This is a genomic window from Lysinibacillus sp. NPDC096212, assembly GCF_044763105.1.
Classification (GTDB): domain Bacteria; phylum Bacillota; class Bacilli; order Bacillales_A; family Planococcaceae; genus Lysinibacillus.
The window spans coordinates 32164-47454 of sequence record NZ_JBIWFQ010000015.1 but is presented as its reverse complement, the minus strand read 5'-3'; the positions used below and the strand labels follow the sequence as shown (position 1 = coordinate 47454).

Genomic DNA, 15291 nt, shown 5'->3' with positions numbered 1-15291 from the left:
TTAAAATTGGAATTCGTTCTTTCAATTTTAATTATTAAATTTCAACCGGTTGTAAAGCCTCTCTTGCCCCTTTTTTAAGAGTTAGCATCACGATAAAGGAAATGCAATATAAGGCTGCTAAATAGATCATTACGACCGTCATATCATAACTTTGAAGAATATAGCCGACAAAGATCGGTGAAAATCCTCCAATTGCTCTACCGAAGTTAAAAATCGTGTTTGTTGCTGTACTTCGAATTTGCACCGGATAGAAGCTACTAATTAAAGCTCCATACCCTGCGAACATGCCGTTTGAGAAAAAGCCAACAATTGCACCACCGATTAAAATTGCGACACTTCCTGTGGCATAGGAGTATAAAAACACAGCACATGCTGAAGCAAGTAAAAAGAAACCAAAAGCACGCTTTGCTCCAAATCGGTCCATAAATCGTCCGAATGTTAGCATCCCGATAATCATGCCAACTGCTGTACTAATTGTCCAAAGTGCCGAGCTTGAAACGGATAGACCTTGAGATTTTTGCAACATAGATGGCAACCAAATCATTAAGCCATTGTAACCAGCAATTTGAACAGTTGCCATAACGATTAATGAGATTGTCGTCATCGAAGTTCGAGGCGTTTCAAATAGCTGCACCAACTTACCTTTTTCATGTTGCTTATCGATTTTTTTATTTCTCTGAGCAGCTACCCACTCTGGTGATTCCTCAAGATTTTTTCGCACAATGAATGCGAAGATGACAGGTAACACACCAACAAAGAATAAAGCTCTCCATCCTAAAGTCGGAAGTATAACGGCACTTAGTAACGCTGCTAAAATAACTCCGTATTGAGCGCCTACACTAACATATGAAGAAGCTCTTCCTTGCTTATTCTTCGGCCAAGCCTCGGCAACAAGCGCTATACCAATGCCGTATTCACCCCCTGCACCAAGACCAGCAATAAATCTATACATATAAATTTGTTCAATATTTGTTGCTAATCCAGTTAAAGCTGTACCAAGCGCAAACAACAAGACGGTATAAGTAAACACTTTTACTCGCCCATACTTATCAGCTAAAACTCCAAAAATAATGCCGCCTAACAGCATGCCAATATTCGTTACGGAAGAAATCAGTCCACCCGTTGCAAAATCAATGTTAAATTCCGAAATAATCATTGTCATCGCAAAGGAAATAAACATAATGTCCATCCCTTCCAACGTTAAACCAGCTACTGACGCTACCACTGTTTTCTTACGATAATCCATTCTTACAATCCTCCAGTTTTTTAAAATCTCTTTTAGCCTATTTGAGGGAATGGATTACACAATTCTTGTCCATTCTCTTTTGAAGCCTCACGGGACTTCCTTTAAAAGAGGTATAATTGGCAAAATAAAAAGCCCTTCTGTCACAGAGGACAAAAAGGGCATGCGAAAACAAAGATATTGTTAGCTTAAAAAATATCATGTAGCCCTTTTCAGCCTCTCTGGACCGTATTAAAGGAAATTTATTTCGTTCATTTATATCGTTCTACATTCTATAAGATTATTATCGAAAAAGCAATGTTTTATAGTAGAAAAAATCACCTTATCCCTTAGAAAGTAGCGATAAAATGATTTTTTTATGCTTCATTTTCCCTGTGATAGATGAGAAAACATCTTCCTCCTTGTATATAGATAAAATCCTATTTGAATGATAAGGTAAATTCCTGAAATGCTAAAGAACTGCCATAGTATTTCTGGATTCCTTATGACACCGCCAACATCATTTGCCATAGAAATAACATATAGAAAGGCTAAGCCCATGCCTGCTAGTGTTGGGATAAAGAATATGATCTTCATCTCCCTTGATATCATTCGCTTTACTTCTGTTGCAGTAATCCCTATATTATAAAGTTTTTGATACTTTACTTGTTCTTTATCGATCTCTGAAAAAAGATTTAAATACACTAAAATAAAGGACCCAAAAAAGAAGATAATACTCAAAAAAGTCATGACAAAGAATAACATACCATTAGAATGGATATTACGATAATGGCCTCCTATTTTAGAGGCAATTTTGAATGGGTTCTCTTGTGATACATTCTTTCCTCTAACATCTACAATTGATGGGGTCTTTTCATTATTATATCTTTCCTCTAAGCCTTTAACAGCCTTTGTTGTCTCTTTCCAGCTGACAACGTTAATTAAATGGAGATTCGATGCGAAACCATGTACATTCGCTTTAAGAAACTCGAATTCGGAATTACTGACAATGATAAAATCGGAAACACCCAAAAGAGAATTAATATTACTTTCAATAATAGATTTTTTTAGTGAATAAGTGATATTGCCTTTTCTACTTGGGATTGTCCACTCTAGAATATCTTCATTCGCATCCCCTGCATACTCTGGTTCTACATTCAAATAGTGAAGATATTCTCGTCCTTGTAATATTACCTCTCTAGAAGTTAATGCATTAAAATGATCCACTGACATTATGTTATAAAGGTTATACCAACCATCGTACGTTTTATCATAGTAAGAATATAATGGAATCACTATATGCTTTTGAACAGGATTTTCTTTATTATTTAATACTGCATCGAATTCTCCTATAGACAAATTATCTTTCGTTTCCGGTTGGAGAAATGCTATATCAAAAGGATTTTGATTCAACACTTCCTTTTCATTTAACGTATACGTGGTTAATATGATAGTACTGTACAGAATGGTTATCATAATCATCATTGTCACCATCATTAAAATAGAGGTGAACTGCTTAAATTTATAGTCTATACTCGTCAATAACAATAATTGTCGATAAAAAAATTCATTATTTTGTTTCGCTAGCTCTATAAAAAAACTCATAAACTGAGAAAGACAAAGATATAAACCTACAGTTGTTATGGTAAACCAAATATATAGAAATTCACCAGCATGTGGACCAATATACGTGATAAAAAGCCCCAGAACTGATCCAATAATCAATATAAGTCCAAACACTCCAAGCTTCGGACTTTTTAATTTAATTGATTCTGCAACCTTATTGCTTTTTAAGCTTTGTATAAGATTTCGATTCAAAATAAGATAAAGTGATTTACCAATCGCAAAAAAGTAGATGATGATGAAAGTGATAATAGGAAAGTAAAGCATCTTGCTATTTAACTGAAAAGCAATTTCCTCTAAGCCTACACTATTCATAAGAAGTAAAAAGAATAGCCGCGAAAATACGCCCCCTGACAGAAGCCCGATAACTATAGAAAGAAAAGCAATAATGGCATTCTCTAATAGTAATAGTTTGCTAATATCGCGATTGGTCATCCCTAACGTTATGAATAGCCCAAACTCGCTTTTTCTTCTTTTGATAAAAGTACCATGTGCATATGTAATGAAAAATATCATAAAAACGATCAAAGCAATTGCAGGTACATTCAACACATAATCCAGAGATTCTAGCTTTTTAACTTGTTCGATTTGCTTATTGAAATAGAGGGTGGAAAACATAAAGAAAAACATAACGACAAAGCTATTACAGACCAAGTATAAAAGATATTTTTTATAATGTACCTTTGCCATTTTCCATACAACTTGCTTAAATGTCATGGGCTCTTCCCCCTAAGACAGCTAGATTATCAATGATTTGATTGAGAAATTCTTTCTTATTGCCCTTTTTCACAATGTAAGAATGAATAAAGCCATCTTTTATAAAGACTACTTTTTGACAATAACTAGCTGCAAAGACATCATGGGTCACAAGAAGAATGGTTGCCTCAAGCTCTTGGACGATCTTTTCAAAGCATTCCATAATTATTTCTGATGTTTTCGAATCCAAATTTCCTGTTGGTTCATCGGCAAATATAATACTAGGCTCGTTAACTAGTGCTCTACTAACAGCCGTACGCTGCCCCTGTCCACCCGATATGTTATAGGGATATTTATTCAAGATCGTATCAATACCAAAAAGCTTAGATAGGTTTTGTACCTTCTCCTCCATTTCAGCCGCGCCTTTCTTTTCCAGAATCATTGGCAACATAATGTTTTCTTTTACCGTTAAGCTATCTAAAAGGTTAAACTCTTGGAAGACGAATCCTAATTGTTGTCGGCGAAATAAAGCTAATTCATCAGCGCTCATTTCACTTATAGCTTTGCCTTCGATTGTAACTTCACCAGAGGTTGGCTTATCTATCCCACTTAATATGTTAAGTAATGTTGTTTTTCCGCTCCCGGAAGGTCCCATAATGGCAACAAACTCACCTTTCTTCATTGATAAGCTTATTCCTCCCAGTGCTGTCGTGGAACCTTCTTCTAGTGATTCTCCGTATATTTTAACTATATTTCTCGCATCTAAAATAACCATTGTTCTTCCCCCTAGGAAATCGTTATTAAATACCATTCTAAGTCTCAAGTGGACGTACAAAAATTCGATTCACTAAAAAAACCTTACAACTCTGTAAGGTTTGGTTATGCTTGAGACAAATGATTTTCTGCTGCTTGCCATCGAATCGTTACAGTTGTACCTCTCGACACTTCAGATTGTATGGCAATCGTTTGTCCAAGCTTGTCTGCTATTTTTTTACTAATATAAAGTCCTATACCTGTGGAATTGGGCATTTTCCTTCCATTTTCTCCTGTAAAAAATGGTTGAAATACTCTATCCACATCGTAAGAAGGCATACCAATCCCTTCATCAATAATGGATAATGTGATGTACTCCCCGAGACGTTCAATCTTGAAAATAAGCTGTTTCTTCCCGCTTTTTAAGCTAGAATATTTAATAGCATTGGAAACAATCTGGTCCAATAAAATTTCGTTCCATTTTACATCAGTAACTACAAAGGCTTCTTCTTCATCAAATTCAATTACCGGAAATATAGAATGGGAAATACATTCCCTTTTTCGCCCATTAATGACTTTTCGCAAAGTAGTAAGTAAATCAACTGCATTTATGTCCAAATCCGTTTCAAAGCTTTCCATTCTCACCATCGTTAACGCTTGCTCTATTGAAGTATGTATTCGTTTGTTTTCTCGCTGAATTTTTTCAAAAAGGACAGTAGCATCCTCTGTTTTTTCTTTACTAATGATCAGTTCTATTATAGAAACAGGCGTTTTTAAAAAGTGCATCCAATGGGATAAAAAATATAGACTTTCATTTTTCTGTTCCTTCATTGTATTGTATTTGCGAGTGTGTTCACTTATATTTTTCTGTAGCAATTGATAAAACGCCTTCTGTTCCTCTGAATGTGGTTGTAATTCAACAAATTGCCCCCTCAACATAAGCTCAATGGCTTTGTTCGTTTGATAGTAGTTAAGCCAATCTATTACTAAATACACAGTTAATAAAAATAATCCTATCGATAATGGATAAAAAATTTCATCATTTGCCGGCTCATTTAGATGAAAAAAGGTCATAACGCAAACCATATTTATTAAATAAAATATGATTAGTCGGAACCTATCTTTTAAAAATTTTATTAAAATATGCTTTAACATTGCGAACCCCTCGTAGAATTAGAATGGTGAAACATATACCCTACTCCTCTTTTGCTCTTGATTACTTCAGCATATCCTAATTCAGATAGTATATGCTTTATTCTCGTCATATTAACAGTTAATGTATTGTCCTCTACGAATGTAATTGAGTCCCACACTTCCTCAATTAGCTCTTCTCTTGAAACAAATGAATTCCTATTATCTATTAATTTTTTCATTAATTTATATTCATTTTTACTAAGGTTAATCTTTTTCTCACGGAAAGTTAAAACAAGTGTATCGGCATTAATACATAGCTGACCAACACACGTAAGTTTTTGTTCTTTTGCTGCATATTCTCCATAAACTCTTCTAGTCGTCGCTTTCACCTTTGATTGCAACATGTCAAACGTAAATGGTTTCGTAATATAGTCATCAGCCCCAAGTTCAATAGCCATAATCTGATCTAGTTCTTGATTACGAGCAGAAATAATTAAGATTGGTACATTCGACTGCTTACGAAAAGCTCTACATAAATAATAGCCATCATAATAAGGTAAATTAATATCTAATAAAACTAAATCAGGATTAATTTTCGTAAACTCATCCTCTATATTCAAAAAGTCTTCAGGCTGTACAACAGTATACCCATAGCGCTCCAAGTTTTCTTGAATAAGCGCACTTAATTCATTATCGTCTTCAATAAGCATAAGTTTGTACATAGTTAATTCTCCTTTTGGGAAGTGGGTAACAGCTATTTTAGAAAGAGTTATTTAAAGAATCATGCTTAGGAGCACTAAACACCATGTTACATATAATACCATTTTATAATATATAATGTATAAATGTATCGATACGGGGAACTCGCATAGCTAACCTTCTAAACTGCAAAATCCCAACTACTGAAAGGGGGGGTTATTTTGAGCCATTCATCAACAGAAAATTTCATACGTAACTTTGAAAATGGAGACATGCCTTTACTTGGCGAGTTGTACCGATCCGTAACAGCAAAAGAAAATGCAACATTTTGGTGGGTCGGGGATGAAGATAATTGGAGTAACGTTTATTGTGCATTTGAAGATGGGGAAATGGTCGCTAAGGGGCAAGTGAGCATCATTAACGTTGTACCTCCTGGTCGTTCAAAAGAGAATAATCACTCCATATACGTTAATCTTAAAACCATTTCTGAAAGAGAACATGACATTGCTCTGCTCGACAAAGTCTATCAATATCTTTTCACAAGAGCAAAGCAATTAAAGGAAACTTTGCCTAAAGAATATGGAACAATACTTTGTGTTGGTAACGATTCGGAAGAAACAGCAAACAATCAGTTTTTTATCCAAAAAGGATACCTCCCTCTGAATAGTTTGTATAGTATGAATCGAGATTTGAATGAACCGATTCCTGAGTTCAAACTTCAGGAGGAGTTTCAATTCTCACACTGGAGCATGGAGACATCTAGCGAGGAAAGAGATTACCTTGATATAGAAGCTGAAATTTGGCCTGACGCTCCACTTGGTCTTAATAGGTTACCTGAATACAAGAATAACAAGCTATGGACATCCATGGTCATACGTCAAACAGACACTATTGTTGGCGGACTGATGGCATGGCAAGAAGAAGACTACGGTGTAATAGAGGACGTTTTTGTCCGTGTACCATGGAGGAAGCGCGGCATTGCCCAGTATTTGCTTACACAAGCTTTGAAATATCTTAAGTCACATCAGCTACAAAAAGCTACTCTCATGGTACTAACTACAAATAAATCCGCCTTATCTCTATACGAATCAGTTGGCTTTTATACGGATACAGAAGAGATAAGATACTTTACAAAACTGAATTAGGCAACAAAAAAGAGGGGTTCATTGCCCCTCTTGTCTATTTACCGTCCTTCGTCAATCAACATTGTTTGATTCGAAGTTATCAAGCAATGCACGTACTTCATCTGTTGATTTCGTGTTCATCAATTGATTTCTTAATTCACCAGCTCCACGGAATCCTTTAACATAAATTTTGAAAAAACGATGAAGCCCTGTGATGGAACGTGGTAGTTCTTCCGCATATTGATCTTGAAGATCCAGCTGCAGTCTTAAAAGATCAAGGTACTCTTTACTGCTATGCTCTCTTGGCTCCTTTTCAAAAGCAAAAGGATTTTTAAAAATACCTCGCCCGATCATAACGCCATCAATGCCATATTGTTCAGCAAGCAGTAGCCCAGTTTGACGGTCAGGAATATCACCATTGATTGTTAGCAACGTATTTGGAGCAATACGGTCACGTAATTTTTTGATTTCCGGAATTAACTCCCAATGCGCATCTACTTGGCTCATTTCCTTTCTTGTACGTAAATGAATAGAAAGGTTCGCAATATCCTGTTTTAAAATATGCGTTAGCCATTCTTCCCACTCATTTACATCGTTAAAGCCAAGTCGTGTTTTCACGCTGACAGGGAGTCCGCCCGCTTTTGCTGCTTGAATAAGCTCTGCCGCAACGTCTGGACGCAAAATAAGGCCACTACCCTTCCCTCTCGATGCCACATTCGGTACAGGGCATCCCATATTAATATCAATGCCTTTAAATCCTAGCTCTGCCATGCCAATACTCATTTGCCGGAAATATTCGGGATTATCTCCCCAAATATGTGCCACCATTGGTTGTTCATCTTCTGTAAAAATCAAACGGCCACGCACACTTTTCATGCCCTCTGGATGACAATAGCTATCCGAGTTTGTAAACTCTGTAAAAAATACATCCGGTCGACCTGCTTCACTTACTACGTGACGAAAAACAACATCTGTCACATCTTCCATTGGTGCAAGTACAAAAAATGGTCGTGGTAAATCACGCCAAAAATTATCTATCATTTCAAACTCAATTCCTCTCAATATGGATACAACTTCAAACTCTTGGTCAAAAAAATACGAAGCTAAATGTTCCACTTCGTTTACACTTATATCATGCTTAATAATTGATTATCAAATACAAGTACATTTTGTCATTTATAATTTGTGTAAATCGGCAATGTTTATTTTAACGGAAATCGGTCCTGAATGGTATGTTTATAAACAAAAAGTAGATGGCATAGATTTTTGAACTGAACCCCGAATAGTGGACACTTTATTCCAAAAACATAAAAAAGCAATTCAAGATAACGGTTAATTTATCATAAAGCAATCGAATTATAAACCCTTTGATATCAAACCCACGTTCTTGAACTGCCTATTATAATGTTCTGATACCAATTATGAGGTGTATAATTTTCATCACATATATCAAAAGTAACCTCTTCTATTCAAGCATAAGATTCAACCAAAACCTTTCTATGCTTACACAAAAAGGATGGAATATTCACTCCATCCTTTCAGAGTTCTATCATTTACTAATCAATCACCCGAGCAACATCCCTACCACAAGTCTTGCATTTCCCCTTCAATACAGGGGCATATTCTCCCTCTTGTATCGTGTACTTCACAATTGCCGTTACACCACAATTGCCACAAAATACGTTTTTCACGAGCATTTCTCTGATATCTTTCGGGATAGAGAGCCATTTTTTTGCTGCGTCCATTATGATCGCTCCTTTAGAGTTAGTTCCGTAACAACCTCCACATGCGTCGAATGCGGGAACATATCTACAGGTTGAATTTCCTGCGTTTGATAGCCACCATCCACCAAAACTCGAAGGTCACGTGCTAGTGTAGCTGGGTTACAGGACACATAAACAACGCGCTTTGGACGTTGCTCTAAAATTGTCTTTAGAAGTGCCTCATCGCAGCCTTTGCGTGGTGGGTCTACTACTAAAACATCCGCTTCTTTGCCTTCCTTATACCAGCGTGGAATTACTTCCTCTGCTGGACCTGCCTCAAAATACGTATTAGTGAAACCATTTAATTCTGCATTGCGCTTCGCATCTTCAATAGCTTGCGGTACAATTTCAACACCCATAACAGCCTTTGCTTTTTGTGCAAGGAATAATGAAATTGTGCCGATACCACAGTAAGCATCAATTACTCGTTCATCACCCTGCAAGTTAGCGTAATCTAATGCTTGCTTGTATAGGACTTCCGTTTGCTCAGGGTTTACTTGGTAAAATGAACGAGCTGATATTTCAAAGCGAACATCGCCAATTGTATCAATAATAACGTCCTTGCCCCATAGGTTTACGGTTTCATCACCGAAAATAACGTTCGTTTTGTCGCTGTTAACGTTTTGCATAATTGATGTTACATTCGGGACAAGCTTCTGAATTGTCGCAACAGCAGCTTCTTTTTGCGGGAATTTTTTCTTTTTAGTTACAAGAACAACCATAATTTCACCAGTTGCTCGTGCTTTACGAATGACTACATGGCGTAGCATTCCTTCATGTGTTTGCTCGTTGTATGGTCGAATACCGATTGCCGCTAATTCCTTTTTCAAACCTGCAAGAATTGCGTCCGCTTCCCCTGTCTGAATTAAGCAACGCTCCATATCCACAATGCTATGTGACTTCGTTTTATAGAAGCCAGCAATAGCTTGTCCTGCTTCATTTGAGGAGAAAGGTATTTGTGCTTTATTACGGTAATGCCAAGGCTCTTCCATGCCTTTCACAGGTAAAACAGACGCATCAATTTTACCAATGCGCTGCATGACATTACGCACCATATTTTCTTTCCATTTTAACTGCCCTTCATAAGACAGGTGCTGTAATTGGCAGCCGCCACATTGCTTGAAATATTCACAAGGCGCATCTACTCGGTCTGGTGATGGTTTTAGAATTTCTGCCACCTTCGCAAAGCCGTAATTTTTTAACGTTTTTAAAACATGTACTTCCGCCGTTTCATTAGGAAGTGCACCTTGGATAAATAATGGATAGCCATCGACCTTTGCGACGCCATTGCCATCATGTGTTAAATCTTCTATATAAACTGTTAGTCGGTCATTCTTTTTCACGGGTGCTGACATTCGTACATCCTCCATTTCAATCTCTTTATTGTAGCATGTTGTGGCGGATGAAAAAAGAACAAGGCTTAATATTAACCGCTCGGGTGTATTAAGGAAGTGATCGGGTTAGCCCAAAAAGTGATCCGCTCTGCTCCCAAACTGCTCGGCTGGACCCAAATGTGATCCGCTCTCACCCCAAGCTGATCAAAAAAAGTAATCTGCTCTGCTTACCCGAGTACCCTAACAAATACATCTTCCCCTTTATACGAGTAGAAAAAAGAGCCGCTATTCGCGACTCTTTCCCTCTTTCCTCACTGTGTGGTAATCTCTAGGTGCCCACCAGAAAGCAGCAACTACTCCGAGGATGACAACTATAAATGGCGCATAAAAAATTAAAAAACTAGCCATAATTTTATCCCTCCTATACGTGATTGTCTTCTTTTCCAGTCACATAATTTTTGTTGAAGAGGAATAATTTCAACAACAAGAACAGTGATGGAATAAGCAGACACAGTCCTAAAATAAACGCAATGACGAGTGCGATCGCCATTTGTGTACTTGTAAAGCTATCGTAAATTGTTAAATACGGATACAGTAAATATGGATATTGTGCAATACCATATGCGAAGAATGCCACTGCAAATTGAGCAATCAATAATCCAACCGCAAGACCGTAATTTTTTCGCATCCAAATTAACACTACAGTAATAATAAATAATACGGCTGAAATGGCGAACATCCACCATAAATTAACCATATGATCGTAACTTTCAGGATTGATGAATTTCATTTCGTACATAATGCCGAGTGCACTCACCATCAAGGGTATCGCCCAAGCAAGTGCGTATCTTCTCATTAAATTCGTGGCTTCTTTATCTTTTGCTTTGTGAGCGTACCAAGTTAAAAACACGGCTGAAATATAAAGTACAGCTGCAATGCTCAACACGACAATACTCCAAGCAAATGGGCTCGTATACAATGTCCAGTAATTTAAGACTGGTTGCCCGTCAACAATATCAACATAGCCACCAGCAGCAATCGCGAATACAACAGAGAGTGAGGCTGGAATGAGCAAGCCTGCTATCCCATACGTCAGCGTGTAACCGATATGTCCACGTGCACCATATGATTCAAATGCATAGTAAGAGCCTCGTATTGCAAGAAGCACTAGCGAAATACTAACAGGGACAAGTAATATCGTTCCATAATAGAAAGCTGTTTGTGGGAAAAATCCAACAATCCCAACAAAGAAGAATACTAAAAAGACATTGGTTACTTCCCAAACAGGTGATAAATAACGCTTAATAATATTCGTTAAAATATGATTTTTTCCGATGAGTAGGCTATAGGCATTAAAAAAGCCTGCACCAAAATCGATTGAAGCTACAATGACATAGCCAAATAGGAAAATCCATAAAACTGAAATACCTAAAATCTCTAATGTCATAAGATGTCACCGCCTTTTTCAGCATGGCGATCTTCTATTTCTCGCTCAATTGGATTCTTTTTGAACATACGAATTAAAACCACCATACTTCCTACTGCTAATACGGCATACACACCTGTAAACAACAACATCATTAAATCTACATGGTCACTCGTTGTGGCCCCTTCTGGTGTTCTCATTAATCCATATAAGATCCAAGGCTGTCGTCCAACTTCAGCAAGCCACCATCCTGCTTCAATCGCAATAATAGAAAGTGGTCCACCTGCAACAACAATCCATCTAAACCAACGTGAATGAATAAACTGCCAATCACGTGCTTTCCCGCATACATAAACCAATGAAACCAATGCCATGAACATACCGATAAACACCATGAGATTAAAGAGGTAATGGATATATAGTGGTGGTCGATCTTCTTCAGCAAATTGATCTAAGCCAATTACCTCTGCATTTGGATTATTATGTGCTAAAACGCTCAAAGCATAAGGTACTTTAATAGCATATTTTACTTCTTCCCCATCTAATACACCAAATAGTATAAGAGAAGCTTTGTCTCCCGTTTCAAAATGCCACTCAGCTGCAGCTAGTTTTTCTGGCTGATATTCCGCTAAATACTTTCCTGAAAAGTCTCCAATAATTGCTGAAGCAATGGAGAAAATCAGACCAATCTTCATAAGTAGTAATAAAGATTTTTTATGATATATATGCTTAGAACCTCTAAGCATACGGTATCCTGCAATTGCTGCTAACACAAATGCGGATGTCATATAGGCTGTAACGAGAACATGTGCTACCTTTGTCGGCATTGCTGGATTAAACATTGCTAAAAATGGTTGAATATTCACAAGTTGGCCGTCCACAATATCAAATCCTTGTGGCGCATTCATAAACGCATTGACAATTGTTATAAACACAGCTGACATCGATGCACCGACTGCAACCGGAATTAACAGTAGCATATGCTTCTTCTGACTATCGAAGCGATCCCAAGTATATAGGTAGATGCCTAGAAAGATGGCTTCAAAGAAAAATGCAAACGTTTCCATGAAAAGTGGTAATGCAATTGTCTGACCGGCAAGCTGCATAAAATTCGGCCATAGTAAAGATAACTGTAAGCCAATAGCTGTCCCTGTGACAACGCCGACTGCAACCGTAATAACAAAACCTCGTGCCCAACGTCTCGCCATTAAAATATAGTGCTCATCATTCTTTTTATACCCAGTCCATTGTGCGATCATGATCATTAACGGTACTCCAACACCAATCGTTGCATAAATAATGTGGAACGATAAAGTTAGTTCCGTTAATGCTCTACTCCAAAAGACTGCTGATTCATTCACCATTTCATTGCCCCCCTAACCTCCAAATATTCTTCCAAGTATGGAAAGTAGCATGATAATTGCAACACCAAAGCTTAGCCAAATGAGCTTTCTTTCCTGTGACTTATACAAAGGCAACACTTCCTTTCCCTTATCTCTACTCCATTTTCCACCATTGCAACGAAAAAAACCTTTATAATGGACCGGAATTTCGGCCTATTATAAAGGTTTCAAATTTTGTTCAAGTAATATACGCACATTTGCCAAACATTTTTCTTAATTCATTCACAATACCAATTATAGGAGGAAATTACCCCTACATATAGGTTTTTTTACCGATTTCACCCATAAAACAAGGCTTCCTCCTAAATTGAGAGCGTCCTGTTCTAATATTTCATTAAATACGGTCTTCTTCACGAATATCTTCTAGTGGAACAAAAATCTCAATATGGCGCTTTAAGTTTTCAAATGTAGCAGGCGCATCCCCACCATACTCACCATCTAAGTTTAAATGTATTTCATCTTCAGTAGATACTTTTACGACACTTGCCTTTTTATAAATGACACGATCATCATTCAAATGCTCGCCTCTTAATGCCATTGCGGCAAGCTGAATAAATTCAGGCAGGCTTACTTTTTTCAATACTAATAAAGTAAAGTAGCCATCATTAATACTCGCGTCAGGTGCAAGCTTTTCAAAGCCACCCACTGAATTTGTTAAGCCGCATAAAAACATCATGGCATCCCCATCAAACACTTCGCCATCATATTCGATACGCATGTGGGAAGCTTTAATTGATGGAATCATTTCTACTGCTTTTAAGTAATAAGCAAGCTGTCCTAGCATTGTTTTCATTTTACTTGGCACTTCATACGTTAACTCTGTAATACGCCCACCAGCGGCAATATTGATGAAATAGCGTTCCCCATTTAATAAACCAACATCGACCGGCAACGATTCACCTTTAATAATAATGTCAACTGCAGCTTCAATATTTCGAGGAATCTGCACAGCACGAGCAAAGTCATTTGTTGTGCCCATCGGAATTAGACCCACTTTCGGTCGGTTCTCAAATGGACTGACACCTGAAACAACTTCATTTAATGTGCCATCTCCACCAACTGCAATGATTATATCAAAGCCACGTTCAACTGCATTTTTTGCTGCAATGGTTGCATCGCCTTCACAAGTTGTTGCGTGACAAGATGTCTCATAGCCTGCTACCTCTAATTTTGCCAATACTTCTGGTAGATGCTTTTTAAACACTTCACGCCCAGATGTAGGATTATAAATGATTCTTGCTCGTTTCATAACATACCTTCTTTGCTTCATAAGATTCTATTTCTTTCAATGAATTATTCGTTTAAATGTTGCATTAAGCTTCCAATAGTCAACAAAAGCAAGGCATGTCCTCATTCTCTGACATGCAGCCTTACGATTTACAATTATTGTAATGCAGCTGTTACTTGCTTTTTAAAATCTTCATAGACAAATGTCCAATATGATTTATTCGTAATATTCTCTTCACGAATTTCAGCATATAGCGCTTTTTGTGCATCTTCAAATGTAGGATCTTCTTTATCTGGTAAAGTAGCTCGTTTACTCACTACTAATTCCTGTAATTCTGGTGCACGTGGACCCCATTTTCCAACAACCTGACCAGCATCATCTAATAAAATATAAATTGGAATTGCACGGCCACCGTTTGTTAAATAGCGATCAATTAAATCTGTATCAGCATCACGTAGTACTGCGCGCATTTCTAACCCTGCTGCCTCTGCAACTCGACGAATAACTGGATTGTTTAACATTGCGTCCCCGCACCAATCCTCAGTAATTGTTAAAATTTTTGGTTGCTTGTCCTTCAGAAGTTCGATAAAGCCATCGTTTAGTGGCGCATCGAAGCCATCATAAATACGGAAGCTTTCCTCTTTTAACGTCGTCATATTATCCATATATTGTTGAATTGAAATCGCATCATTGAAATATTGTTGTTCAGTTTTCATTGATTGACCTCCTAAATTTTTATTATGTTCTATTCTATATTTTGCTATGAATACTCTTTGAAGACAACTATTAAGTGCTAATTTGGTATTTTTTAGTCATATTACGATAAAATTAGATCATCACTATAACGTACGGTTGATTTCCGTTCCAGCTGGGCGCTTTGTTGCTG

At 37.2% G+C, this 15291-nt stretch carries 14 protein-coding genes; 1 reads left to right on the top strand and 13 read right to left on the bottom strand.

Annotated elements, in window-relative coordinates; all coding sequences use genetic code 11:
* Positions 1–34: 34 nt before the first annotated feature.
* The 5 genes from ACIQ7T_RS15425 to ACIQ7T_RS15405 all read right to left on the bottom strand — a co-directional run bounded on the left by ACIQ7T_RS15425 (position 35) and on the right by ACIQ7T_RS15405 (position 6150).
* Entirely contained in the window at positions 35–1246 is a 1212-nt protein-coding gene (locus ACIQ7T_RS15425; protein WP_402871366.1) for an MFS transporter, read from the bottom strand.
* 360 nt (positions 1247–1606) lie between these two features.
* Positions 1607–3562 (bottom strand): FtsX-like permease family protein, encoded by a 1956-nt coding sequence (locus ACIQ7T_RS15420; RefSeq protein ID WP_370079221.1) that lies wholly within the window; start codon positions 3560–3562, stop codon positions 1607–1609.
* Positions 3552–4316 carry an ABC transporter ATP-binding protein gene (locus ACIQ7T_RS15415; protein ID WP_370079219.1) on the bottom strand — a complete coding sequence of 255 codons (765 nt, stop codon included), beginning with the start codon at positions 4314–4316 and terminating at the stop codon, positions 3552–3554. Before ACIQ7T_RS15415 ends, ACIQ7T_RS15420 begins: the two co-directional genes overlap by 11 nt.
* A gap of 104 nt (positions 4317–4420) precedes the next feature.
* Complete coding sequence (locus ACIQ7T_RS15410) at positions 4421–5449, bottom strand: sensor histidine kinase (RefSeq protein ID WP_402871361.1); 1029 nt, start codon at positions 5447–5449, stop codon at positions 4421–4423.
* Positions 5443–6150: a response regulator transcription factor gene (locus ACIQ7T_RS15405; RefSeq protein WP_370079215.1), complete on the bottom strand. Its 708-nt coding sequence runs from the start codon at positions 6148–6150 to the stop codon at positions 5443–5445. Before ACIQ7T_RS15405 ends, ACIQ7T_RS15410 begins: the two co-directional genes overlap by 7 nt.
* 198 nt (positions 6151–6348) lie before the next feature.
* Between ACIQ7T_RS15405 and ACIQ7T_RS15400 the strand changes: the two genes are divergently transcribed.
* Positions 6349–7272: a GNAT family N-acetyltransferase gene (locus ACIQ7T_RS15400; RefSeq protein ID WP_402871358.1), complete on the top strand. Its 924-nt coding sequence runs from the start codon at positions 6349–6351 to the stop codon at positions 7270–7272.
* 51 nt (positions 7273–7323) lie between these two features.
* On the opposite strand, the gene ACIQ7T_RS15395 is transcribed toward ACIQ7T_RS15400, so the two are convergent.
* The 8 genes from ACIQ7T_RS15395 to ACIQ7T_RS15360 all read right to left on the bottom strand — a co-directional run bounded on the left by ACIQ7T_RS15395 (position 7324) and on the right by ACIQ7T_RS15360 (position 15121).
* Positions 7324–8292 carry a tRNA dihydrouridine synthase gene (locus ACIQ7T_RS15395; RefSeq protein ID WP_370079365.1) on the bottom strand — a complete coding sequence of 323 codons (969 nt, stop codon included), beginning with the start codon at positions 8290–8292 and terminating at the stop codon, positions 7324–7326.
* 515 nt (positions 8293–8807) lie between these two features.
* Positions 8808–8996, bottom strand: a complete 189-nt coding sequence (locus tag ACIQ7T_RS15390) for a hypothetical protein (RefSeq protein WP_323655684.1) — start codon at positions 8994–8996, stop codon at positions 8808–8810.
* A complete protein-coding gene (rlmD, locus tag ACIQ7T_RS15385; protein WP_402871356.1) occupies positions 8996–10369 on the bottom strand; it encodes a 23S rRNA (uracil(1939)-C(5))-methyltransferase RlmD in 1374 nt (457 codons plus the stop codon). Before rlmD ends, ACIQ7T_RS15390 begins: the two co-directional genes overlap by 1 nt.
* Positions 10370–10633: 264 nt before the next feature.
* Positions 10634–10756: a cytochrome bd oxidase small subunit CydS family protein gene (cydS, locus tag ACIQ7T_RS15380; protein ID WP_255350000.1), complete on the bottom strand. Its 123-nt coding sequence runs from the start codon at positions 10754–10756 to the stop codon at positions 10634–10636.
* Positions 10757–10769: 13 nt separating this feature from the next.
* Positions 10770–11795 (bottom strand): cytochrome d ubiquinol oxidase subunit II, encoded by a 1026-nt coding sequence (locus ACIQ7T_RS15375; protein WP_402871354.1) that lies wholly within the window; start codon positions 11793–11795, stop codon positions 10770–10772.
* On the bottom strand, positions 11792–13138 hold the full coding sequence (locus tag ACIQ7T_RS15370; RefSeq protein ID WP_402871352.1) for a cytochrome ubiquinol oxidase subunit I: 1347 nt from the start codon (positions 13136–13138) through the stop codon (positions 11792–11794). Before ACIQ7T_RS15370 ends, ACIQ7T_RS15375 begins: the two co-directional genes overlap by 4 nt.
* 373 nt (positions 13139–13511) lie before the next feature.
* Positions 13512–14426 (bottom strand): diacylglycerol kinase, encoded by a 915-nt coding sequence (locus ACIQ7T_RS15365; RefSeq protein WP_370079199.1) that lies wholly within the window; start codon positions 14424–14426, stop codon positions 13512–13514.
* Positions 14427–14560: 134 nt separating this feature from the next.
* A complete protein-coding gene (locus ACIQ7T_RS15360) occupies positions 14561–15121 on the bottom strand; it encodes a thioredoxin family protein (protein ID WP_370079197.1) in 561 nt (186 codons plus the stop codon).
* Between the last annotated feature and the right edge of the window lie 170 nt (positions 15122–15291).